General features: G+C 42.6%; 20 protein-coding genes and 2 pseudogenes. 8 read left to right on the top strand and 14 right to left on the bottom strand.

Annotation, left to right across the window (positions count from 1 at the left end; translation table 11 throughout):
- Positions 1 to 12: 12 nt before the first annotated feature.
- The 8 genes and pseudogenes from P40081_RS26835 to P40081_RS37890 form a co-directional block, all read right to left on the bottom strand.
- The gene (locus P40081_RS26835) at positions 13 to 1,437 is read right to left on the bottom strand and encodes a glycoside hydrolase family 1 protein (RefSeq protein ID WP_042139248.1); all 1,425 of its coding nucleotides are present in this window, start codon (positions 1,435 to 1,437) and stop codon (positions 13 to 15) included.
- Between the two features lie 23 nt (positions 1,438 to 1,460).
- The gene (locus P40081_RS26840) at positions 1,461 to 2,759 is read right to left on the bottom strand and encodes a PTS sugar transporter subunit IIC (RefSeq protein ID WP_042139249.1); all 1,299 of its coding nucleotides are present in this window, start codon (positions 2,757 to 2,759) and stop codon (positions 1,461 to 1,463) included.
- Between the two features lie 26 nt (positions 2,760 to 2,785).
- Positions 2,786 to 3,094 (bottom strand): PTS sugar transporter subunit IIB, encoded by a 309-nt coding sequence (locus tag P40081_RS26845; protein ID WP_042139250.1) that lies wholly within the window; start codon positions 3,092 to 3,094, stop codon positions 2,786 to 2,788.
- A 40-nt stretch (positions 3,095 to 3,134) separates the two neighbouring features.
- Positions 3,135 to 3,437: a PTS sugar transporter subunit IIA gene (locus tag P40081_RS26850; protein WP_042139251.1), complete on the bottom strand. Its 303-nt coding sequence runs from the start codon at positions 3,435 to 3,437 to the stop codon at positions 3,135 to 3,137.
- 164 nt (positions 3,438 to 3,601) lie between these two features.
- Entirely contained in the window at positions 3,602 to 5,533 is a 1,932-nt protein-coding gene (locus P40081_RS26855; protein ID WP_052422032.1) for a BglG family transcription antiterminator, read from the bottom strand.
- 108 nt (positions 5,534 to 5,641) lie between these two features.
- Entirely contained in the window at positions 5,642 to 6,064 is a 423-nt protein-coding gene (locus P40081_RS40180; protein ID WP_081970149.1) for an SDR family oxidoreductase, read from the bottom strand.
- Positions 6,034 to 6,285, bottom strand: coding sequence for a hypothetical protein (locus tag P40081_RS26860; RefSeq protein ID WP_042139252.1), 252 nt, complete (start codon positions 6,283 to 6,285; stop codon positions 6,034 to 6,036). Before P40081_RS26860 ends, P40081_RS40180 begins: the two co-directional genes overlap by 31 nt.
- A gap of 1,024 nt (positions 6,286 to 7,309) precedes the next feature.
- Positions 7,310 to 7,435, bottom strand: a pseudogene (locus P40081_RS37890) (HAD hydrolase family protein); the annotation flags it as partial.
- 939 nt (positions 7,436 to 8,374) lie between these two features.
- Between P40081_RS37890 and P40081_RS26865 the strand changes: the two are divergent.
- The 8 genes and pseudogenes from P40081_RS26865 (at position 8,375) to P40081_RS26900 (ending at position 14,558) form a co-directional block, all read left to right on the top strand.
- Positions 8,375 to 8,755 (top strand): GntR family transcriptional regulator, encoded by a 381-nt coding sequence (locus tag P40081_RS26865; RefSeq protein ID WP_042139254.1) that lies wholly within the window; start codon positions 8,375 to 8,377, stop codon positions 8,753 to 8,755.
- Positions 8,755 to 9,615, top strand: coding sequence for an ABC transporter ATP-binding protein (locus tag P40081_RS26870; protein WP_042139256.1), 861 nt, complete (start codon positions 8,755 to 8,757; stop codon positions 9,613 to 9,615). The genes P40081_RS26865 and P40081_RS26870 overlap by 1 nt, the downstream gene beginning before the upstream one ends.
- A complete protein-coding gene (locus tag P40081_RS26875; protein ID WP_042139258.1) occupies positions 9,612 to 10,271 on the top strand; it encodes an ABC-2 transporter permease in 660 nt (219 codons plus the stop codon). The genes P40081_RS26870 and P40081_RS26875 overlap by 4 nt, the downstream gene beginning before the upstream one ends.
- Before the next feature lie 289 nt (positions 10,272 to 10,560).
- Positions 10,561 to 11,242: pseudogene (locus P40081_RS26880) on the top strand (response regulator transcription factor).
- A complete protein-coding gene (locus P40081_RS26885) occupies positions 11,239 to 12,252 on the top strand; it encodes a HAMP domain-containing sensor histidine kinase (RefSeq protein WP_042139259.1) in 1,014 nt (337 codons plus the stop codon). The pseudogene P40081_RS26880 and the gene P40081_RS26885 overlap by 4 nt, the downstream one beginning before the upstream one ends.
- A gap of 73 nt (positions 12,253 to 12,325) precedes the next feature.
- Positions 12,326 to 13,036: an ABC transporter ATP-binding protein gene (locus P40081_RS26890; RefSeq protein WP_042139260.1), complete on the top strand. Its 711-nt coding sequence runs from the start codon at positions 12,326 to 12,328 to the stop codon at positions 13,034 to 13,036.
- Positions 13,036 to 13,797 (top strand): ABC transporter permease, encoded by a 762-nt coding sequence (locus P40081_RS26895; protein ID WP_042139262.1) that lies wholly within the window; start codon positions 13,036 to 13,038, stop codon positions 13,795 to 13,797. The genes P40081_RS26890 and P40081_RS26895 overlap by 1 nt, the downstream gene beginning before the upstream one ends.
- Positions 13,794 to 14,558, top strand: a complete 765-nt coding sequence (locus P40081_RS26900; RefSeq protein WP_042139264.1) for an ABC transporter permease — start codon at positions 13,794 to 13,796, stop codon at positions 14,556 to 14,558. The genes P40081_RS26895 and P40081_RS26900 overlap by 4 nt, the downstream gene beginning before the upstream one ends.
- 175 nt (positions 14,559 to 14,733) lie before the next feature.
- Here P40081_RS26900 and P40081_RS40185 read toward each other — a convergent pair whose 3' ends face one another.
- The 6 genes from P40081_RS40185 to P40081_RS26925 form a co-directional block, all read right to left on the bottom strand.
- Positions 14,734 to 15,216 (bottom strand): DDE-type integrase/transposase/recombinase, encoded by a 483-nt coding sequence (locus P40081_RS40185; protein WP_197074289.1) that lies wholly within the window; start codon positions 15,214 to 15,216, stop codon positions 14,734 to 14,736.
- A complete protein-coding gene (locus P40081_RS40190; RefSeq protein WP_197074290.1) occupies positions 15,138 to 15,449 on the bottom strand; it encodes an IS3 family transposase in 312 nt (103 codons plus the stop codon). Before P40081_RS40190 ends, P40081_RS40185 begins: the two co-directional genes overlap by 79 nt.
- 36 nt (positions 15,450 to 15,485) lie before the next feature.
- Complete coding sequence (locus P40081_RS26910; RefSeq protein WP_042139265.1) at positions 15,486 to 15,782, bottom strand: transposase; 297 nt, start codon at positions 15,780 to 15,782, stop codon at positions 15,486 to 15,488.
- A 624-nt stretch (positions 15,783 to 16,406) separates the two neighbouring features.
- Positions 16,407 to 18,266: an AbfB domain-containing protein gene (locus tag P40081_RS26915; protein ID WP_081970153.1), complete on the bottom strand. Its 1,860-nt coding sequence runs from the start codon at positions 18,264 to 18,266 to the stop codon at positions 16,407 to 16,409.
- 392 nt (positions 18,267 to 18,658) lie between these two features.
- Entirely contained in the window at positions 18,659 to 22,366 is a 3,708-nt protein-coding gene (locus tag P40081_RS26920; protein ID WP_042139266.1) for a family 43 glycosylhydrolase, read from the bottom strand.
- 300 nt (positions 22,367 to 22,666) lie between these two features.
- Positions 22,667 to 23,611 (bottom strand): glycoside hydrolase family protein, encoded by a 945-nt coding sequence (locus P40081_RS26925; protein WP_042139267.1) that lies wholly within the window; start codon positions 23,609 to 23,611, stop codon positions 22,667 to 22,669.
- Between the last annotated feature and the right edge of the window lie 83 nt (positions 23,612 to 23,694).

A 23,694-nucleotide genomic window follows, 5' to 3' on the forward strand; every position in this document is an offset into this window, starting at 1 on the left:
TCTGCAGAAAAATTAGTTATTCTCCAGATCCTCGCCATTTGTAGCAATTACTTTCTTATACCAATAAAACGACTTTTTCGGAGTTCTCTGCAGTGTGCCTGTTCCATCGTTGTTCCGATCAACGTAAATAAATCCATACCGTTTTTTCATTTCACCGGAAGAGCAGCTCACTAAGTCAATACAGCCCCACGCCGTATAACCAATCAGCTCAACGCCATCCTTTATGGCTTCTTTCATAGCTTCAATGTGCTTTTGCAGATATTGAATACGGTGATCATCATTAATAACACCATCTACAACCGTATCAGATGCCCCTAGTCCATTCTCTGCAATAAATAGCGGCTTTTGATAGCGATCATAAAGTTGATTCAAATAGATTCTCAAACCAATCGGGTCAATTTGCCATCCCCATTCACTTGCCTCTAGAAACGGATTGCCTTCACCTTCCGAGAAGTTTCCTGTCAGCTTACGATCTTTAGTTTCTGTACTTATTACATTGGTCAAATAGAAACTAAATGCCATGTAATCACATGGGTATTTTTTGATCGTTTCTAAATCGCCATCTTCCATTTGAATGTGTACGTTGTTTTCTGCGAAATATCTTTGCATATACGAAGGATACTCTCCTCGCATCTGTACATCGGAAAAGAACAACAGTCTCCGGTTATTCTCCATATTTTTGAGAACATCAGCAGGGTTACATGTTTTAGCGTAAGAAGGTACCCCGCCGAGCATCATACCGATCTTTGCATCAGGAATGATTTCGTGACATGCTTTAACAGCCAAGCTGCTTGCTACAAATTGATGGTGTGCTGCTTGATAAACCTTTTGTAGAAACTCCGGATCATCGCGCTTGACTGGCATCCCTACGCCCAAATACGGGAGCATTTTCAGCACATTAATTTCGTTGAAGGTCATCCAGTATTTCACTTTATCTTTGTAGCGATTGAATACAGTCTTGGAATAGTTTTCGAAAAATTGAATTAACTTACGGTTAATCCAGCCTCCATAACTGTGCAACAAATTTAAAGGCATTTCATAGTGAGACAAGGTAATTACCGGCTGAATACCATAACTTAGCAGTTCATCAAACAAATCATCGTAAAATTGCAATCCTTTTTCGTTAGGTGTTTCGTCATCCCCATTAGGAAAAATTCTCGACCATGCGATACTCGTACGAAGTGCCTTAAAGCCCATTTCTGCAAAGAGCTTTACATCCTCTTTATACCGGTGATAGAAATCGATAGCTTCATGGCTTGGGTAGTATACGCCATCTTTGATTTCAGTTTGAATATTAAATAACCGTTCCCGGAAATCTCCACATACAAGTGTATCCGCAGTGCTTGGACCTTTTCCGTCTACGTTATACGCACCTTCGGTTTGATTTGCAGCAATAGCTCCGCCCCATAGAAAATCTTTCGGAAAACCTTGAATCATTACAACTTCCTCCTCAATTCGTATTATATTGGTAAAGCACCTGGTTCCTGAGCCACCAGTTCCTCTTGTTGTTCTTCTTTAAGTGCATCTTTATCAATTCTTCTGAAAAACGGATAGTAACAAGCGATCCATACCAAGACTAAGCAACCTTGAAACACAGCGAGCTTCCAACCCCCTTGTAGAAGTCCTCTTACTACAATTGGTGTTCCACTTGGAACCGAGGCACCCGACATTCTCGGGAGAACCCCCATTACTGTAAGCACATATCCAATTAACAATGAAATTACTGGAGTAAACACTTGAGGAATTAACATTTTAAAGTTCATTACAATTGGTGTACCGAAAATAAGTGGTTCTGTAATTTGAAAGGCACTCGGTAACACTGCCATTCTTCCCAGCGTCTTGTACCTTTTGCTTTTTGCAAATAGCATACAAATCGCAAGACCAAGGCCCCCACCGGCAAAAGTACAAAGCTGATAAAAAGCAACCCCTGTAATATTCGGTAACGGTTGGCCTGCATTTAAAGCAGCCAAATTGGCAAGGTCAGCAGCATGCCAAGTTACACCTACAATAGGAATTACTACCATTCCGCCATGCACACCAAGCATCCATAGTGATTGGGCAATGATTGTAGCGATGATGACAGCCCAAATATTTGTTCCCAATCCTTGCAGAGGAACTTGAAGAATCGAATAAATAGCTTGATGCAATGAGCCATAAGACGTATGTGTGAATATTACACCGATAATAGCAAAGAAAAGTGTGATCAGAAGCCCTGGAATGATTCCGGCAAAACTGTTGGCAACAACCGGAGGAACCGATTCAGGCAATTTAATGGTCCAGCCTCTTTTTTTGATAAACACAAACATTACTGAAGCCAAATACCCCACAATCAAAGCGCAAAACAATCCCTGACCACCTAACCATTGTGTGGGTAAAGCATACGCTGTACCACGTTCTGTAGCAGTTGCAGTAAATGGTGTAATGATCAGAAATGATGTGAATCCGATTATCCCCGCGGCCAAACTATCTTGTTCTTTTTGTTTAGCATAAGAATAAGCCATACCAAAAACAGTGTATAAAGCTACCAGGTTTGTTGTACATAATACGATTAAATTTAGAACATCCTTGATATTTGTTGATACAAGAAAATCCTGATAAGCTGTGATTTGTAAACTCATCAGAATTGAAGCTATTGATCCAATCATGATGACCGGGAAAGATGCCATCATACCGCCCATTAATGATTTCACAAAAATACTGTTTGAAATTTTCCCGATAACTGGATTAATTGTTTCTATAAATTTATCTAACTTGCTCATGCCTTATCCCCCCAACATAGTTCGCTTTATTTGTTAGCTAACAAATCTTTGGCAAACTTCAGTACTTTTTCCCCGTTCATCATTCCGTAATCAACCGTATTAATTACAGCCACCTTGATTCCGCGAGGTTCATATTCGTTCTTCAATTTACCGAGAGAATAACCGATTTGCGGACCAAGTAATAAAACTTCCGTATCATTAGCGTATTTAGAGAAATCAGTCTCAGAAACAGCCCGGATGGTAAGAGGCTCACCCGCTTTTTCAGCTGCTGCTTTAATTTTCTGTACCAGAATACTAGTCGACATTCCTGCTGCGCAAACCAAGGTAACCTTCATTTTGTAATCCCCTTTATGTTTTTTGAGTTAATAAACTACACTAAAGCTCGCCATAAAGATCAACGAATTCTCCAGCTAAATCCAGTATGGTTAGCGCATTCATTAAATGGTCTTGCGCATGAATCAGCAATACATTAATCTCAAGTTTGTTTCCAGCAGCCTCCTCCTGAATGAACATGGTTTGGATCTTGTGGGCTTTCTGAGAAGATGATTTGGCTTCAGCCAACAACTCCTTAGCCTTATCGAAATCCTTTTTTTTGGCCCATTGAATCGCTTCCATTGATTTGCTGCGCGCTTCACCAGAATTAGCGATCAGCATCATGACTTTTTCCAATTCATCCATTTCACTCTACTCCTTTAATTATCTAAATCAGATCTTCTTGCTGCGTCTTCGTTATCATTATATTAATGAGATTAACTTTTTTAAACTTATTGTTTTTCCATTTGCAAACGAAATCATTGCATCAATGAAAAAACCACCATTCTTTCTGGCGGTTTCATCGGAATTCATATATTGCTATGGATGAATTTGTAAAACTCATCATAACTTCCATAATTAATAATCTGCTGCACATAAGAAGAATCATCAGTGAATTTAACGAGTACATTGTACATAGCTGAAAGATCGCTAGTGCTTCCATCTTCTGCTATACAAAGCATAATCACACACTGAACAGGCTTCCCTTCCCAAAGCACTGGTTTCCGGAGAGTACACACCGCCCATACCGTTTGTTCTGTTTGCGGAATTAAAGGATGCGGTATCGCTATTAAATTGCCGTAAGCCGTTGAAGTGAACTTCTCTCTTTGTAGCACAAAATCGTATAGATTGCCTTTAGCTATTCCCTTTTCAATTAACTGATTACAGAGAAATCGAATTACATCTTCACGTGAGTCAAACTCCCTTGATAAAAACACCAAATCCTTGCGTAAAAATTCCAAATCCGACTTTGGAGCACCGCAAATTGCATTCTCAATCTTTTTTAATTCCTCAATCCCCAACAGCGGATTAACTATTACTACCGGCACAGGTATATCTAACTCGATAGGTACTGTACTTATAACAAAATCTATATTTGAAAAATCTGCTTTGTCTAACTTGTAATAGCCCATTGTCTCTGTGACTTCTATGCGCCCTGCAAATTGAGCACGCAGCCTATAATAAAGCAGCTGTGCGCTTCCCATTCCTGACCCGCACACCACTATGCATCTTCTTATAGGCTCTATTTGTTTTCTGCGTTCCATTGCTGCACCGATATGCAGAGCTAAATATCCGATTTCATTATCGCTAACTTCAAATCCGGTTTTTTCTTTCAATACCGTTCTCGCAATAACTCCTGCCTGAAACGGAAGTGGCAATCGTGTCTTTATAGATTCGAGCATTGGATTTCTTAGACTCATTCCATAACGAATACGATTCAATGCCGGCTTAAGATGTAGATACAACCCTTTGACCAGTTCTTCATCTTCGCCAATACCCAACATTAATTTGCTATCTACCGTTTTAATAATATCTAATGTATATTGGTAAACCTCCTGGTTTAAGTGTAACAATGAGTCGTTATCTTTAGCGGCTGATAGCATTTTGGTACCCATAAGATGGAGCATTATATAGTCTGTTTCTGATTGCGGAAAAGTCACTTTCATAATGTCACTTAATTCTTTGGTAATGCCTTGCGCTATTTGATATTCTGCACTCTGTTCATTGATTTCAATATCTCCTGGCATTGAATCAATGTGATGGTTTAGTAAAACTCTGTTGTAGGATATAGCTATATGAATAACAAGATCGTTTATTCCCACATCGGAAAGCTCTATGTTATGGCTACTCGTATGCTTTATCACTATGTTCCTAATAGTTGTAAGTTCGCTATCAGGAATGGGTACAATCCTTTTGTCCATGTATATTGAATTTTTCGAATCATGCGCAAATAAATATTCGGATATGGCAAATCGCAAATTCATTTCGCTTCCAATTACCTTCAATCCATAATAAGGTTTGGCATCAATAATAATATTGTAAGGTTCAAGCAATTTCTTCAATTCTTTAAGGTCATTCTGTAAAGTTGATTTGCTCACAAACATGTACTCCGCAAGCTCATCCGACTTTATATAATGATCCATGGTGAGAAGAAAACGAATCAGTTCCCTTACCCGTTCCTCTGAGTTCTCGTACTTTAAATGCTCCGTATGGATATGGTGATTTCTTGACAACCATGCTCGAAAATTGGATTCGTTTTCAATCTTTAATATGTAACCCACACTGTGAGCCGAATTAACAATGGCTCCGTTTGTTTTTAAAATATGGTTAATAGCATCCATATCATTTTTCACTGTTCTAGCAGTGACTGCTAGTTTGTCGGCCAGCTGCTTACCTGTGACGGATTTATCGGAAGCAAGCAGTTGTTTGATAATTTCCATTTGCCGTACCGTTAAATCCATAAAGAAGGCCTGCCTCCTCATAACATGATTAGTTTAGTTAATCATATTATACCTTACAGCCAACTTTTTTAACGATGGAAATGTAAAACAAAAAAGATGGCATATAACCTATGAACTTTTTAGAATCATAACTTCAGTAGCATTAATGTCTTTGTTACAACATAATTCAAGACATGCATCAGCAATTCTCTCAGACTGAACCGACTGGTTTTCAGTACAATGTATCACATTACAACGTATTCCATGTCGGATGTAACGATAGGCAAAATTTTTAGATAATCCGACTAGACCAGCTTTCCCAGGATTAAAGTTCAAATTTATATCACTAAGATGGTTTGTATAGAAACCAATATTAATTATTACGCCGCCACCCCCCCTGATCATTGTTGGAATTACTCGGTGGCAAATCTGAAAGGGCTCTTCTAAATCGAAACCAAATAAATCCTCATAATTATCTTCTGACCCATAATATTTTTGATTTGCTTTAATGAGATTGCATACTATATCCAACCCACCAAATGTTCCGTCCACTTAACCATTAAAGAGTCTATATCATTTGGATTGGTAATATCTATCGATAATAAATTCAGTTTGTTTTTAATGTATAAAGGATCTGCCGTTTCTTTACGACTATTATTTACTGCAATTACACTCGCACCCTCCTCCAAGAAACGGTTTATTAATACATCAACAATACTCTCTCCAATTACTAATATAATTTTCCCATCTAATTTTCCCCTTATATTATTCATTCCCTCAAATCCTTTTGTAGTTTTAAAGTTTTTTATAATATTCCATTAGAACGAGAACACCCAATAATATAATAATTAGATTACTTAACACGTTATCACTCCTGGAGTGTTTAGCTTATCACCTAACGGTGCATGCCGTTTGTGAGCACCTTTAATCAACCTCTCCTAACTCATGCATCTAATCCTCACTTATCTACATCAGATCCTTTCCATTTATCTTCACTAACAGAATTGTCGCCAGTCAATTTGGCATCATTACTCTTTTTTGAAGGTGAATAGAACCCCCATTGCAATCACAACAACAACTGCAATAACGAAAAACATCATTTAGTTACTCCCCCTCCTATGATGTAAAAAAGTGTTATGCATCACTTTTTTTGAGTTTGTTATTATGCTGAAAAAGATCATAGCTGCGAAAACTGTACCCAAGAAAATAATTATCATTCTAAAAGTCCTCCTTACAGACACTGACTAACCTGAAAAGATTGTATCCGTAGATTGTTGGATATTTGTGAAACACTCATTTAATATTTATTAACATCCTTGATGACTTGAAATAATCGTACACTACAAGCGATACATCCTTCGTAAATTCATTTTTAGAACAAAAAGAGGCTTTCACCGTCATAGGACAGCAAAAGCCTCAGTAGGTTGGAAAGAAAGCTCTATTGGGTGGTTATAAGAGGTTATCACAAGAGCTGAGATATTCAGGTTAATATTTTTTAAACAAATTACTAATAACTTCTGAACAATTCATCGATATGATGAGTCATATAATTCCATTTATCATTTCAATTAAAAAAATGGAGGTTACCCATATGAGAATTATTATATTCATAGCAAAGCGGTTATTTGGAACTATCGCATTGTCCATATTGATAATGGCTACTATAGCATTATATTTATGTTCCTATATCTGGATTAATTCTTTTTTGCAAACACTACAACAAACTCTCAATTAAGTTTATAAAGTCTATAATACATCTCTCACGTCTTCATAACATGATGATTATATAACCGGTTTTCAGATTAATCTAAGCTTTCTAAATACATTAAAAATCCCATCATTACTTATATCATCCGTTACAATATCTGCTACTTCTTTCACCAGATCATCTGCGTTTCCCATTGCTATACCTATTCCAGATTTCTGAAGTAACGTATAAAAAGAATTTTACGTCCACTTAGTTCTTCCTGATTAAAACTGTTCCGCTAGGAAGTAGCGGAGTAGATACTGTTTTTTCTGCCGGCAAAAAGGAAGCAATCTGTTCCTTGAACCAGCGCTTTATATCGTTGTCCTGTTCTCTCACAGCTCGTTGAGCGATTGCTTCAAGTAGTGTCCCGATTAGTTCTTTTCGCCCTTCAGCAATATTTATTGTGTTGTAGAAGTGTTACAAAGAGCTGCAAGACAATGTCCTCGTTATAAAAATGCTCCACTCGAGCCAGCAGCAGCGACAGCAAACTATTAAGCCTTTCCTCACTTATCAAGGATAGGTCAAATCGTTCGGCCAATGTTTTTGGAATGAGGGATAGTACTAAAAACAAGACAGAGGCACCGATAAATGATCTGGGGGTCCTGAGAATCGAATACTGGGGCAAATATCTCATCCAAATCCGAATTTTCCTCAGTTAAAATTAGCTGGGTTAGCTCACTGCTCTCCATCATTCCAAATAAAGCCTTCAAGAGGTCGTCGATAAGAACTCTTCGATCTGATACAGTTAATCCATTCGTCCGCTTAAGGACGTGTACCACTTACTACAGGGTGAAATCCTGCGAATTCATGAGCTAGAGTGAGGATACTAATCATTTCGAGGGAGTTTAATGAATCAGCGTGAGTCTACTACTTTATTTATTTTCTGAGTCTACAACTTTATGTGCCATTACTTTATTATTCAATCCAATACACTATTTTATTGGGGCGTTCACCGGTTACACGCTAACTTTAAGTTGTACACTTCGTAACAAAATATCTACTTCCTCAACTTATTATTAAAATTTCATAAACACGGATTGACAGAATTATGCTATCTGTATATTCTGTACTTATAAGTTAAGTACAGTTTATTTTCAAATGGTTGGAGGATAAGCATGGAGATTATCTTAAGCAGTGCGAGTAGTAGGCCAATTTATGAACAAATTACATCTCAAATTAAAGAAATGATTATGAAAGGAGAATTGAAACCGGAGGATATTCTTCCTTCCATGCGTAAACTGGCAAAGGATCTGCATGTGAGCGTTATAACGACCCAAAAGGCCTACGAAAATTTGCAACGTGATGGCTTCATTGAGACGATTCCTGCAAAAGGAACCTTTGTCTCCAGTCAGAACAAAGATTTTATTGTTGAGGAGAATCGGCGGAGAATTGAAGAAATGCTTGAAGAAGCAAGTGTTCTTGCTAGAGAAAATGGTATTTCCTTAGACGAAATTATTAAAGTTATAAGGGTAATGTATAAGGAGGATAAAGAATAATGAATGCCATTGAGGTAAAGAACATCTCAAAAACGTATAAGGATTTTAAACTGGGTGAACTGACGCTGGAAATTCCCCAAGGAAGTGTATTTGGCCTGATTGGCGAAAATGGTGCCGGCAAATCCACCTTTATAAAATCGATCTTAGGAATCACGAATTCAGATTATGATGAATTAAAATATTTCGGAAGAGATTTTCAATCGAATGAAAAGAGCATCAAAGAAGAAATCGCAGTTATTTTTGATCAGACACACTATGATTTGGAGTTTACACCGACGATTATAGGAAAGATCATGAGAAAAATGTATAAACGCTGGGACATGCTCAAGTTTAGTGAATATCTTCAACAATTCAATTTACCCGAGCATAAAAAACTCAAAGCTTTCTCACGAGGAATGAACATGAAATTAGAGTTTGCCATTGCGTTCAGTCACCATACAAAGTTCATCATCCTCGATGAAGCAACAAGCGGACTGGATCCGATATTCAGAGATGAAATTCTGGATATATTGCGAAAGTACAGCGAAGCGGAAGAGCATACCATTCTGATGTCAAGTCATATTACCAGTGATCTGGATAAGATAGCGGATTATATCGGTTTTATTCATCAAGGAAAGCTATTATTTGTTAAAAGCTATGAGGATATTAGGGAAAATTACGGAATTGTAAAATGTGGAAAGAATATGATGGATGCATTGCACGAAGGGGATATTGTATCTTATAGAAAAGAATCCTATGTATACAATATTCTAGTGAATAACAAGCACTCCATACGGGAAAGATTCCAGGATTTGGTGGTTGAAAATGCTTCTTTAGAAGATGTGATGTTATTTATGGTGAAAGGAGACAAAGTACAATGAAGGGGATTATTCTAAAAGATATCTACGAAATGATTCACATCAAAAAAAACAGAAACAATTTGCTTTTCCACTATTTCCTGATACTGTTAAGCTTGATTTTTTTCAAGAATGGATTCGGATTTGTGGTCAGCTCCCTTATACTTATTCTCATGTCAGTTTCGCTTATATTACAAGCCACAGTTGAACTTGATGAAAAGTATAACTTCGATAAAATACAATTGACTTTTCCAGTCACAAAAAAAGAAATTGTTTTATCAAAGTATTTTTTGGGTTTGGCTTTCTGTGCCGTAAACATGATTTTTCTTTTCTTAATCATGTTAGTCTATGCTTTACTTTATCAAACTTTCCCGCTAATACTTGGAATTCAATTCGTACTGTTAAGTATCATTATATCTCTGGCTTTGCTGGCTCTATATCATTATTCTTGTATTACTTTTGGCACCAAAGGTGGATTATTGTTATTTGCGTCTATCATGCTGTCTTTAGTTGGTGGATATGTATTAACGAAAATGAACGTAGATTGGCAAGTGGTTTTCGCCAGCGTAATGAGTCTTAATCCAACAATCGTATTATCGACGGGTATGATTTTATCAATTGTATTGCTTCTAATAAGTTATGCAGCTTCAGTTAAAAGCTATATTCGGAAACACTCGTAAAGAATCAAATAAACTCCAATTATTTGGCACCAGCCTCAGTTAAAGATAAATTCATAAAAAGTGTTTAACTCTCCGTCTTTAACGCGGTTCAATTACCAGTTCAGTCCTCCTCATTTCAATACGTGTGGACTTAAGAGTTGACTTTTTGTACTCTCTGTTTGCTCAACCGGATAATCGTATATAATTGTATTACGTTATCCTTGGAGCTGGTCGCTTATCGGCTATCTCAAAAAATGTGGAAGAGCTTGGTGATGGGCGATATAAACCGAATTGTACGAGGAGTGCGTTTATGAAAACGAAGAAAATTTTATATATTGAAGATAATCAGGACATTGCCCGATGGGTTAAGGATGAGTTGGAACAGCGAGGCTATGAGGTTCGCTGGTTGCAGTCTGGCGAAGACGTAGAACGAAAAATTCATGGGTGTGATGTGGTAATCCTTGACATCATGCTACCGGGGCTCGACGGCTTCACAATTGGCCAGCGTTTGAAAAAAATAATACCCTCCAGTGCCCATTTTATTGCTGTCTGCTCGGGCGGCAGTCGATGACAAACTGCTGGGGCTTCAGTTTGCTGATGATTATGTCACCAAACCATTTCACCTCGATGAACTAGCAGCGCGAGTAGAGGTTCTGCTTCGCCGCAATGGATTGGAAATCTCAGATCAAATAAAGCTCGGACAACATGTCATTGTAGACCTGTCTCGACATACAGTGACAGATGAGCGCACCGGAGAAGAAATTATACTGACAGGAAAAGAGTATCAAATTCTAATGTATTTCCTGCGCAATCCAAACCAGCTTCTTACAAAAGAACAGATTTTTGAAGCCGTTTGGGGCCAAACATATATCGATGGAGATAAAACACTTTCGGTTCATATTCGCCACCTCCGCGTAAAACTGGAACAGGATCCTAATGCGCCCGAGATTGTCCAGACAGTACGGGGTATCGGCTACAGGGTAAAACAATGAAACAGAGAATATTCTTCAGGCAATACATGCTGGTTCATTTTTTAATCCTCGTTCTGCTTCCGCTCATGATCCTTGTCATGGTTTTCGGGGTATACCCATCCCCTGATCCAAAGAATATTGATACATTAAATCATTATCGAGATATAGTAATCCTTATCGTACTCATCATTGTCTTATTTATTTTCATTTCAGGGGTATTCTTCCAGCGTCTTCGTCAACGGCTCATCCGCCTACAAAAGGCCATGTCTCTCTCCACAGAAGGTGTTAATCTCCCACATCCAGTTCCTACCCGAACCGCAGGGATGGATGAAATAGCTCAGTTGGAGGCTTCATTCAATCAAATGGTTAGGCAGCTTGAAGAGAGCCGTTTGCGCGAAAAGGAAGAAGGGGTACTCAGACAACAATTGATTGCGGATTTATCACATGACCTGCGGACACCCTTAACTGCCCTGCGTGGACACGCCTCAAAACTGCGCAAAGAAGCCCTTGGCCGGGAAGGTTTAGATTCACTGGAAGCAATTGACCATACTATCACACATGTTGGTAAATTAATGGACGATCTTTTAGCGTACACACTGCTTACATCAGGTAAATATCCGTACCACCCTGCCCGCACGAATATGGTCCGATTTGTAAGGTCATCTATTGCGTCCTGGTATCCAGCATTCGAGGATGCCGGTTTCCATATTCACGTAGACATGCCTAAAGAAGCAACCTTTTCGTGGGAGATAGACCCGCAATGGATGACCCGTGTGTTGGACAATTTATTTCAAAATGTCCTTCGTCATGCTGGAGATGGACGATATATCGCTATTGCCGTGGATGCCACACTGGATAGGTTAATGATTAAAGACCATGGCCCCGGGATGGATCAATCCTCCGCAAACCGCGGTGCCGGTATCGGACTGGGAATTTCAATGTATATGCTAAGCGAAATGAAGCTGCAGGCACGCTTTGTATCAGATACGGACGGAACAAGCGTGTGGATAGAAAAATTAGACCAAACTTAGACAAAGCCATCCCAGATTTTAGACTGAACCAGATATGATGAGAAGCATAACAAAACAAGAAAGGGTGTTATGCTTGCTCACTATCAATCAATTAACAAAAAGCCGTGGTTCTCTCAACATCCTGAATAGCATCAGTTTTCAAGCCAAATCTGGTCGAGTGACCGGGTTTTTGGGACCAAACGGTGCGGGAAAAAGCTCTACCCTTCGCATCCTGCTTGGACTTGATCGAGCTACATCAGGAACTGCGTTAATCAACGGAGTGCCTTATGCTAAGCTTCCCGATCCTCTCGCAACTGTTGGGGCTGTATTCGAAGGTTCAGGCGCTCATCGGTCGCGAACAGGACGGGCTCACCTGAACTGGGTGGCTCAATCTGCAGGACTCTCTCGCTTCAGGGTGGACGAGGTATTAGAAATTGTAGACCTTACAAGCGCCGCTTCAAAACGGGTGGGGTCCTATTCTCTCGGTATGGGGCGCCGACTTGCGCTTGCAGCCGCACTGCTTGGAGATCCGGAGATTCTAATTCTGGACGAACCTACCAATGGCCTTGATCCAGAAGGGATCCGTTGGCTCAGGAAATTTCTTCGTGAACGTGCGGCGTCAGGCCGAACTGTGCTGCTTTCGAGCCATCTTATGGGAGAGACTGCCGAGACAGTAGATGACGTTATCATTATCAATAAAGGGCAGATTGTCGCCGACGGCACCCTTACCGAGGTCGTTGGCTCTCACAGAACATTGGAAGATTCGTTTTTCAATCTCACTACCGGAAATGGAAGGGACATGTGATGAAGACATTTTCCGCAGAACTTTCCAAACTCATCTCCCTGCCTACCATCTGGGTCGCTTTGGTAGTCGGCATACTTGTCTCACCCGTAGTTGCCGCGATTAATTCCTTTTCAGCGCTCTCCTCAATTTCGCGAGGAATTGAGACTGCGGTCGAGGCTGACATTGGCTATCAGGAGTTGGCGTTTGGCGTCATAGGTGCGATTATTCTTGGCGTGGTCGCGATCAGCAGCGAGTATTTCACTGAGAGTGAAGAATCCGCCGGAGGACGCCAAATCACTACCAGCTTAACTGCAGTACCAAGTCGCCTTCGTTTTCTGTTGTCGAAAGCGACCGTCGTTGCAAGTGCTAGCGCCCTTCTCGCCATAGTTACTACCGCTGCCACCATGACTGTGATTCAAATAATTCTTGGCGAGCATGCACCTGCACTGGGAATTCTTGCTATTCCGCGACTGATCGGCGTTGTATGCTATTGGATACTCACCGCACTATTGGCATTTGGAGTCACCGTCCTAACACGAAACGGTGTCATCCCGCTCGCGATTTTGATTATGAATACCTCCGTTGTTACCGTGACCTACCTACTGACAAAAATCACACCTTTAGCGAACTATCTGCCGGATATGGCCGGAATTCGCATGTTTGTTAAAATCAAAGATACAGGTGTTGGGATCGACCCTCTTTGGGCTGGTATGATTATGACTGCTTGGGTAGCAGCATTTCTCACTGCTGCGGTCATTGCGTTTTGCCGGAGGGACGTATGAGTGCGCCGAGTATCCGGCCACGTAGCCGGGAATTCACCCGAGTATTATCTGCTGAACTATCGAAACTATGGTCATTGCCGTTCACATGGCTTACCCTTGTTGGTACATTCATTGTCAATATCATTTTGTCTATCACCTTCACCAGAGCAGGACTGCTGGACTTGACGGGCACACAAAGCATACTTGATATCGGGTTGACCTCTGTTAGCTACGCCCAGAGCGGGTTTATGATTTTCGGTATACTGGCTGCTTGTTCTGAATACACCGGTGGGCAGATCCGCACGACCCTGACAGCAATGCCTCGTCGAGGTATCCAGCTTGTCGCGGTGCTTTTCGCTTTAACAATCGTGCTTATTCCCACCGCGATAATTGTTTCATCTGCTGGGCTTCTGCTGACCGCAAGCCTTATTGGTAGTACCGCCGCACCTGTCGCTCTGGGTAATCTTGTGACGGTCATGATCGGAGTGTCCACCTACCTCACCCTGACTGCACTGATCAGTGCAGCAGTCGGAATCATTCTGCGCCGTTCGCTGCCTTCTGTTGCTGCCGTACTCGGTTATTACTTCATCGCTGGCCCGCTCCTGCGAGATCAGACTGTTTTGGCGAAGTATCTTCCCGACACCGCAGGACTTGTTATGTGGTTTCCCCAGCCCGATGACATGAGTGTGCTCACGCCTATACAAGGCGCTATCTTTTTATCCGCTTGGCTCTTTGCTGCAATTATAATCGCTGCGACTGTATACCGTAAACGAGATATGTGATTTAGGACTATTCCGTTGTTGAAGAATAAGAATAATCCCGAAGCTGTCGAAAAATCTTGTAAGGGATTAGCAGGTAACTGGACATCATCTGCAGAGTGTAATTCACTACCTGGAGTTCCGCAATGATTTGGTCACTAACGACGTAGTATCTTGTGGTGTTCACGCTTCCGTTGCTTCACCAACAAGCCGTCACCGTTGTAGTTGTAGCGGACCGTAATATTCCCCAGACAATGAGTCCCAAAGTTCCAATGGCCGACCGGCCATACCAATTGCCTTTGCGGCTCATACTGGCTTTCATGTGGTACTTTTTTAAACGTTTACGGTAATCTTTGGAGGCATATTGTGAGCCACAATCTGAATGGTGGATAAGGCCTTTCTTCGGTCGTTTCGCCTTATGAGCGTCGTCCAGGGCGCCTAATACGAGGTCGGTGGTCATCCGATCGCCGAGCCGACAGCCTACGATTTCCCGGGTGCATAGGTCAAGAACGCTGGCCAGGTACATTCGTCCCTCCCGGCAGGGAATATAGGTGATGTCTGTAACCCAAGTCTGATTTGGTTTTTCTGTCTTAAATTGCTGGTTTAGCAGTTCGGTGCAATGGGCAAATCGTGATTGGAGTCGGTCGTTTTCACACGAAACTTCTTGGCGACACAGGAGCACAGGCCCAGTTCTCTCATGTATTTTCCAACCGTGCGTTCGCTGACCTTATGTCCTTCACGCTGTAGGAGAATCGTGATTTTGGGCTGCCGTAGCGGTATGGGAATCGTAAAAATGATAAGTAATCCGCTGGCATAGCAACGTTTTCCGAGTTGCCTGCGGGCCCGGCTTGGCCGTTCTCCACTTGTAATAGCCGCTCCGTGACACTTAAAGAACGCCGCACATCTTCTACACACAGAAAAGGGAGCGATGATCCTCGATGAACTGGAATCTCAGTTCTTTGGGTTGCTGAAGATGTGAACTGCTTTTTTTAAGATTCCCATCTCTTCCGCCATTTTAGCGAGGGCTTGATCCTTTTCCTCCAGTTGCCTTTTGAGCTCACTCATTTGTTCTGGGCTGGACACTGGCTCGTTCTGGAACTGCCGGTACTTCCCCAACCATTGATGTATGGTTTTCGCAGGGATATCCAGCTTCTGAGCTAATTCCGCCACCGTCTTAGTCTGCTCTTGGATATACTTTACGGTTTGTCGTTTAAACTCGTCGTTGTAGCTTCTTCGTGTTCCACTCATTATTTGAGAGCATCGAATCACCTTCACATGACATTTTATAGGTTCCTGGATAGTCAATGTGTATCCAATAAAATATCGTTTCCTACCGGCATGGAGCCATCGCTAATGATTACGATCAGGAAGTAAAACCAGTGTGCCCTTCCTTCACCTCCCATTGTATTGCCTCTTCACTCAGATATAATGCAACTTGGACGACGCACAACCAATCAAAAATACCGATATTCTTCCGCTTCGGGTGTTGTTCTCCTACAGCATAACGGGTCTTTCCAATCGTCATGTAATAAGGACGAAGCAAAGTAGCTTTAGTTAGCCATGAATTTTGATGCCTTCACAGGAACCTTTTTGCTTACCACTACATCCGTTGTTTCAACCATTACAGATATCAACAGGAGCGAAAAAAAGATGACTCCTGTGCAATACAGGAATCACCCCAGTCGGTTGCTTTATGATAGTGTCGTGAGCTTACTAATTATCTTGTTGCAACCCGTTAACCCTTTACAAACATTCCGAAATACAGGCTACTAGCTCGTTCAATTATGTGCAGCTCTTCATGTCTCGTCCATGGCTGCAGTTATCTACAGCCTTTTTCAAGCATTTATATCATCAAAGCCATCTTAAAATAATTTAATGGACCAGCTTAAAGGTTGCATCCGCCTTCTCGAGCGTTGTAGAAATAGGCTGAATGGATAGAACATTATTGGAATGTCTGATATACCTGTCAGGATAATTGTAGGATTGGAATGATGACCATGTGCTGTCTGCCAACCCCGCTACTACCCTGAACGTTGCATCCTGTGCAAAACTACCTGTTCCATCATTTTGACTCAATGCTATATTGTAGGTGGAGTGTCTTAAATAATAGCCAGGTTTATTGACAGATTCAAAAGAAATACTTGATGGGTCGGCAAGTCCGGGAACAATCTTCCATTGCGAATCAGCAACCGGAGATACATTTGCATCGACCCGACCCACATAGTTTTGATGCCTCATGTATCTGGTCTGGAAGTTGAACGACTGAACCCGGTTATAGGCCTCTCCTACGGGTACAAAGTTGATATTGCCGGTATAATTGCCGACAGCAAAATTTCCTGCACTTGCACTGGTTATAACATTGCCGTTGACTTTCAGATTCTCAAAGATTACATTTTGAGTTATGCGGGTGGCACTATTGCCGTAAATCTGGTTAGTACCCGTAAGGGTTCCGTTATATGAGAAGTTCCTGATCGTCACACCATTGATTCCTCGCCCCGGAGCCTTACTGTATCCTGCATTTTTGTAAGTAATGATATCGATAAACTTTTGCACGAGCACATCTTCCCAACGAATATCCGTAAATAACACATTGGTCAGCATATTCTCATCACTGGCAGTCACAGAGATGAACCCTACTGCATATAAGGGATTGTGTGTCAGGATATCAATATTTGAAAAGGTAAGCTTATCAATACGATCCGGGTTATCATAGTTTCCATGTGTGCCTATATTAATCGGATGAGCCAGGCCATTCATAAGAACAGAGTTGGTAACGCTGATATTGCTGGTGCTGCCAAAAACATTAAAATCGGGACGTGATGAATAAACAGCAATGGCATCATCACCGGTACGTATATATACATCATTAATGCTAACATCGTTTGATGACATCATATCAATACCATCTGACCACTTTTTATAAGCGAGTAGTTTTACATTATTAATGTTAACATTGCTTGAATTCTGTAGGTCAATACCGTAACCGCCACTATTTAAATTAGCAAAGCCATTAACGATAACACCATCGATGGTAACTCCGCTTGATCGGTCAACAGAAATACCTTCTCCGCCAGGCTGGAGTAAAATACCACGGCCTCTTATTGAGATATTGGTAGTATCATCCGCATTGATTCCACCTCTGACCACAGCTCCACCAGCAAGGTACAGTGTCTTGCCGCTTGGAACTGTAATGTCCCCGCTATAATTACCAGGACCATAATAAATGACATTCGGGTCTGATGCATTAGGAATATTCGTTTCTAGTGAATTGGCAAAAATCATCAAATCGTTGTCTACATTATCATTAACATCCAAAACAAGCTTCATAGGACCGGGAACGGTAAATGTCGCCGTATTCCCACTGATACTAGGCGTAATACCCTTAGCTGAAGGACGGATTTTTACCGACGATATGGTTCCGGCGTTATAAGTTACCGACATTTCTACCGGGCCGTTACTATCGAAAGTTACAAAGGAGGCAAACGAAGCTCTGCTTGGTCCCCCGATTCTAGTTTGATATTCATCCAAATCTATCCATGCTCCTCCAGGAACACGTACCTTTACACTAAAGGTTGTATCCTGTGGAACCCCTGAAGGCGCTGCATAGGTATTTAAAGTAGTTGCAGCATGAGTTTCTGATGGATAAGATACCGACAATGTAACTAACAACATCACACATGCAATAAGAATGGATAAAAACTTTAAATTCTTTCTGCTTCTCATAGTTAACATTTTTCACTTCATCTCCTATAATTACCTTTTTCAATAAATTTTTGTTATCGTTCTACTCAAGTCCTTACTTTCGACATTTTCCAAATTCCAGCAGAAGACACTATCCGTATAGAACCAATGTATCACCCCCTTAAATTAAGCGCTTTCAATAAGTTCAGAATACAAGCGAATCTATTAGATACTCGCTTGAGAAAGCTATGATAAGCGATTTCCTGTTCCAGAAAAGAACAGGATTAATCGCTCATTGCTAATGGGATCATGGTGTCATGATACAATGAGTTCAAATATCCGAAAAAGTAATGCTAACGACAACACACTTTTCTCAAAACATTCGTTAATAACTAGGCTTGAATTTTAGGCAGAATGTTCGGTCTAATTTACAAAATGTGCCTTTATCTAACGTCATTCTTGACTACAACGTTTAAGGTTACTTTCTTTAAATGCGGATTCAGTTCTTCTTCCGGCGTCATGCTGAACACGATGTCGCCATCTGCCTTAAAGTGCACCCGCTTGATATGGGCATGTCTTCCAGGATCACCTAATCCGCCATTTCCCGATCCCTCTTTCTCACCAGGAGTTCTTGCGTGATATACAATCACCGGATTACCAAGTTCGTCTACGGTAAAAGAGTTGTGGCCAGGCCCTAACTGAATTGCCAAATCGTCTGTCGCCAGCACGGGATACCCGTTTTTAATCCAATTCTGTGGATCCAGAAGATTCGAACCCTCGCTTGCAGTCATAATTCCTATGCAGTAAGACCAATTAACTGAGGAAGCCGAAAATGCCAAGTAGACTGTCCCGTCGTGCTTAATAACCGCCGGTCCCTCGTCAATCATCGTATTTCCGTCTGTCGTCTTTTCCCAAGCATATTCCGGTGAGGACAGGATTACAGATTTACTGGTGAGCTCCCATGGTCGATTTGGATCAATTTTTGCAATTAACAGACAGGAGTGGTTAACATACTGAGCCCATGCAACATAATGTTCTCCGCCGCTTTCAAAATAGGTCATATCCAGCGAGAAGTTGCTAAAAGCTATCATATCCTCTTCCATTGGCTCACAATATTTCGCTTCCATATCCCAGTTCTCTGGTTTAAAAGGATCCCCATCGCCTCCGCAGGAAATAACTGACGGTCGAATCGCCCATATATCAGATTGACTCCGGCTTGAGGTAAGGAACACGTACCATTTATCTTGTATTTGATGAATCTCCGGCGCCCAGACAAAGCGGTGATTGGTATTGGAGTTCTTCTCATCCCAAATCACAATCTCATGCACTTCCTCCCTGGCGCTGCCATCCAGGTTAACGGTTCCGCCAAGTCCCTCAAGCGATTTCGAGCGTCGCAAAACAATCCGGTCATAACCCTCAGAGTCCTCGTCACCGTTAATGGGGTAACTTGCAGTAAAGTAATAATAGCCGTCCTTTCCCTTCGTAACATAAGGATCTGCGCGATACTTGATAAAAGGGGCGGCATAAACTTCTTGCTTGACTGTTCCGTTAAAGGTGTAGACCCCAGGAGTAAGAAATTCGATATGGGTTGTGTCCCATTCAACCCCCATATGCTTCGAAGACCCGTCACTGTACCAACACTTCACTTTATCCGGGAGCGCTGCGGTCTCTCCAAATCGGACGGTCGCGGTCTGAGGTTCTACTGCTGTATGGACAATTCTGGAGTATTTCCGAACAACTCGCTCATACTCCACTTTCGATAATTTCAGTTCCGAAACAGGCCCCGATACAACCGGGAAGGGGCTATGCACGACTGGCCGGTCGCTATTCTCAATTTCCGTAACTGACAATATTTCTATGAGGTTGGTTAGCGTCTCATAAAATCGGCCATTTCCTCCTGTCCAGCGGATACGGTAAGCCTGAATTTCATCATCGAATATAGCCCAGGGGTCCTTAACATCAATGCCTGTGGTGTTCAACAGCAGCAGGCGTTCATTTCGGTAGGCGATTAAATCGTCGGTATCCCAAAGATAAATCTGGCTTCCGGCGTTGTTATTTCCCGCAATCAATCCAAACGTTCCATCCGGTTTGCGAAACAGATGGGGCGACCTCATTAATCCCGAACCAATTGGATTAGCGGCATAGCTACTAACCGGGTACAGGATGGGTTTTCCACTATTGAGTAAGGTGTAGTCACTTTCACAAGTCCGCCGAACAGCGGCATACATTGCGGATTCACGCTCGCCAGAAACATGATTATCATCTTCGCCCGCACCCTTGACATAAGTAAGCAGGCTGCTGTAATCGGCAAGGTCCTCTGTGCGACTGGTCATATCCTCGCTTTCACTCACAACTCGGATACAGAGAGTTACCGCTCTGAACTCCGGCTTCAATTCCCGTTCCGGCGTCATATACAGAATTGGAGAACCGTCAAAGGCCCAATGCACAGTGCGCATCCCAGTGCAGCGTTCTTCTCCGTTTAGCCTGGCATGGAACACCAAGACATCATTTCCGTTCTCATCTTTAATAAATGCGTTATGCCCCGGGCCGAGTTGACCGGACACATGGTTGGACGCAAGCACCGGATAACCCGTTACCTTCCAGCTTCCCGGCCGCAGCAAATCAGCAGTCGCTTTGGCGGATAGAAGACCTACCGCATAGGTGTTGTCGGTGTTGCTGCCAGAGAATGTTACGTACACATCGTCATGGTGCCTGATCATATAAGGACCTTCATTTACTTCTCCCTGTCGGTCCCAGCCAAACTGCGGTTTGGCGAGGCAAACAGGGACGCTGGCAATAGAGGCCGGATTCTCGGGATTCATTGCCGCAATCATCAAATTGGCCGAATCCATTCCCTCCGCCAGGTCTCGCTGTGACCACATATAGTAATGAGTACCATTCACCTCGAAATAGGTCATATCCAAGGTGATACCAGTGCCGTTATATAACGGGACATTGGATTCCTTCTGCATAACGCGCTGTGATTGTCCCCAATCCGAGGCACTTAGCGGATCACTGCCGACAAGCTGCATTACTCGGCACTGGACGTTTTTCCACCAATTTTCGGGCGAACTTTCTGTTGAGGCGGCAAACAGTATGGACAGCTTGTTGCCTATAAGATGAAGTTCCGGCGCCCAGAAGAGTCCTGACATATCGCCGGATGGATTTCGATTCAGAATAAGGTGATCCGGTGCGTCGGCTATCCCCTCCAGCCTATCGGAAACACGAATGTATAAATGCTCCTGCAGGTCGTCATCTGTAGCAATAAAGTAATACTTGTTCTTATACAAGACCACATGCGGATCTGCACGCTGGGTGATCATGGGCCAGGCATATTCCCGTATGTCGGCCTTTCCTGTAATCATATAGGTTCCCGGCTGATGAAAAGGAATCGAATCAAATGCTGCTTGATCCCATTCCACCTTCTTCTCGGCAGTGGACGAATCGTTATACAGTGCGGTGAGTTTGGGCAAATGTTTAAAATCAGGCTTTGCTCCTACTCTTACCGAGAGGTCAGGGACCGGATTGACTCCGGTATTCTCCAACGGACCCAGCTTCCGGGTCAGATAATCTTTCTCCAAATCAGTAAGTTCAAAAACACACGACGCATCACCGTTATCCATAGTTACGCTTATCTCGTCACGAGGGACCGGAGAGTCATAAAGGGCGTAGAATGAAACAAAATTCGTGGTGCTGCTGACTTTCACCTCCCCGTAATCTCCCTCCCAGGAAATATAATAAGTGTCTGCCTTCCGGGTAACTTGAGGCCTAGAAATCGTCTCGTCCTCCGTGATCGTCAAGAAGCCTTTGCTTTCGTACGACACCAAATCCGTCGTCGTCCAGAACAGCAACTTACCCGGTGAAGCAGCAACGCTTACCTCTACCTGGTTATAACCACTGCTTTCTGTGCTCTGTGCTACAACGCCGATCGTTCCATCCGACATGCGGAAAATCCAGGGATTTACCAGTCCTCCTGTTGCCCCAGCCTTAGAATCAGATATATTTTCATAATGCGCCGGGGCAAATAGTACTCCGTATCCAAAGTTCAACAGAATCAGCCTATCGCTTCCATAAAGAGCCAAATGCATACTCTGGCCAAGTTTCCACTCTTGCGAGGTGTCAGTGTATGCGATAACCTTTTTGCCTAACATCTTATTCATCCCTCCAATAACGGAATGTCATCTGAAGAGTTATCATCTGACATGTGTTCTTCCATTGGTTCCCCTAGAGCTAAGCTTCTATTAGCGCTTGACAGGTCATCGGTGATCAATAGCATATAGCCCTTTTGAGCTGCGAATTGATCATCCAACAAGCACCATTCGTTCCGATCATTTCAAATATTTCCAGTGCAAATCATCCCTGCTTATAGAAAAAACACCTGTTCCTCGCCTGAGTCCTCAACCGTGAAATAAACAAATAAATACGCTTCGAACGGCTGATTGTAGATTAGCTTACTTTGCATCTGTATCGCCTTGTATTGATAATTCGATTTCGAAATCGTCATCGCGATTACATACGAGTAGGCCATTTATGACATCAAGTCGTGCCGCCTGGATGGACGAACGGCGAGTCTCCCGGCTTTCCTTCTGACCTTCTTTGTCCGGCGTCCTGCCTGGATGGGTAAAATAGAAGATATAGGCCTTCTCTCCCTGAACTACAACATCGGCATGCATTCCGATCATGCCGTCATCCTCGCGTGTTCCCGGCTGGTCCAGGATAAGCCCATTGCGCTCCCAGGTAATCAGGTCGTCCGAACGGAACACTCCCTGACCTCTCCACTCGTCGATAATCATCCAGTAATACCCTTTTAGTTGGAACACATTCGGTCCCTCATGCTGCCGATGTGTAAGAACGGGACCGACAATTTCCCAATGGTAAAGATCCTTACTGTCGGCGGCATACGTATGCGAGCCATGTTCCTCATCCTTGTACCACATGCGGAAGCCGCCCCCTGGAAGTTCATGGATACAGGCATCGATGACGCTGTCTGAACTCAGTTCAAGCTTGGATTGGAATGTCCAGTCGAGCAGGTTCTTACTAGTATAATGAACCAAGTCGCGCCGATGACCCGCCCACATGATTGGCACGCCTTGGATGTAACTGACGTACATGTGGTAAACCCCGTCATGCCAATAAATTTCCGGCGCCCAGAACGTATTCCGTCCCCACTCCAGATCGAGCCCCGTTAGCGTTCCCCGGTACAGCCAGCTTTTTCCGCCATCCCGTGACGACGCCACGCCGAGATCCGTTCCATGTACCCAAGCAACCCCCTCTGCCTCTATTGTCGCCCTGCGGTTGGTATAGATCATCCACCATTCCTGTACTTCACGGTTCCACACGATGACCGGATCCGCCGCGCCGTCATGAATCGGATCGCGAAACAAGGGTGCTTTCATATCTCTTCCTCTTTTCATTATTTTTATTAAAGAAAAAAAGGTGATGCGCTAAAGGTTCCCCTCTGCATCACCCTCCTTGTTTG

Origin of the sequence: Paenibacillus sp. FSL P4-0081 (assembly GCF_000758565.1) — a bacterium.
Taxonomy (GTDB): domain Bacteria; phylum Bacillota; class Bacilli; order Paenibacillales; family Paenibacillaceae; genus Paenibacillus_AQ; species Paenibacillus_AQ phytohabitans.

Excerpts from the sequence above, each read along its gene's own strand:
- P40081_RS26855 (WP_052422032.1), bottom strand. The coding sequence starts at position 5,533 with ATGGATTTAACGGTACGGCAAATGGAAATTATCAAACAACTGCTTGCT.
- P40081_RS26860 (WP_042139252.1), bottom strand. The coding sequence starts at position 6,285 with ATGAATAATATAAGGGGAAAATTAGATGGGAAAATTATATTAGTAATT.
- P40081_RS26885 (WP_042139259.1), top strand. The coding sequence starts at position 11,239 with ATGAAACAGAGAATATTCTTCAGGCAATACATGCTGGTTCATTTTTTA.
- P40081_RS26915 (WP_081970153.1), bottom strand. The coding sequence starts at position 18,266 with ATGTTAACTATGAGAAGCAGAAAGAATTTAAAGTTTTTATCCATTCTT.
- P40081_RS26850 (WP_042139251.1), bottom strand. The coding sequence starts at position 3,437 with ATGGATGAATTGGAAAAAGTCATGATGCTGATCGCTAATTCTGGTGAA.
- P40081_RS26875 (WP_042139258.1), top strand. The coding sequence starts at position 9,612 with ATGAAGGGGATTATTCTAAAAGATATCTACGAAATGATTCACATCAAA.
- P40081_RS26925 (WP_042139267.1), bottom strand. The coding sequence starts at position 23,611 with ATGAAAGCACCCTTGTTTCGCGATCCGATTCATGACGGCGCGGCGGAT.
- P40081_RS26845 (WP_042139250.1), bottom strand. The coding sequence starts at position 3,094 with ATGAAGGTTACCTTGGTTTGCGCAGCAGGAATGTCGACTAGTATTCTG.
- P40081_RS26910 (WP_042139265.1), bottom strand. The coding sequence starts at position 15,782 with ATGAGTGGAACACGAAGAAGCTACAACGACGAGTTTAAACGACAAACC.
- P40081_RS26840 (WP_042139249.1), bottom strand. The coding sequence starts at position 2,759 with ATGAGCAAGTTAGATAAATTTATAGAAACAATTAATCCAGTTATCGGG.
- P40081_RS26920 (WP_042139266.1), bottom strand. The coding sequence starts at position 22,366 with ATGTTAGGCAAAAAGGTTATCGCATACACTGACACCTCGCAAGAGTGG.
- P40081_RS26895 (WP_042139262.1), top strand. The coding sequence starts at position 13,036 with ATGAAGACATTTTCCGCAGAACTTTCCAAACTCATCTCCCTGCCTACC.
- P40081_RS26870 (WP_042139256.1), top strand. The coding sequence starts at position 8,755 with ATGAATGCCATTGAGGTAAAGAACATCTCAAAAACGTATAAGGATTTT.
- P40081_RS26865 (WP_042139254.1), top strand. The coding sequence starts at position 8,375 with ATGGAGATTATCTTAAGCAGTGCGAGTAGTAGGCCAATTTATGAACAA.
- P40081_RS26835 (WP_042139248.1), bottom strand. The coding sequence starts at position 1,437 with ATGATTCAAGGTTTTCCGAAAGATTTTCTATGGGGCGGAGCTATTGCT.
- P40081_RS26900 (WP_042139264.1), top strand. The coding sequence starts at position 13,794 with ATGAGTGCGCCGAGTATCCGGCCACGTAGCCGGGAATTCACCCGAGTA.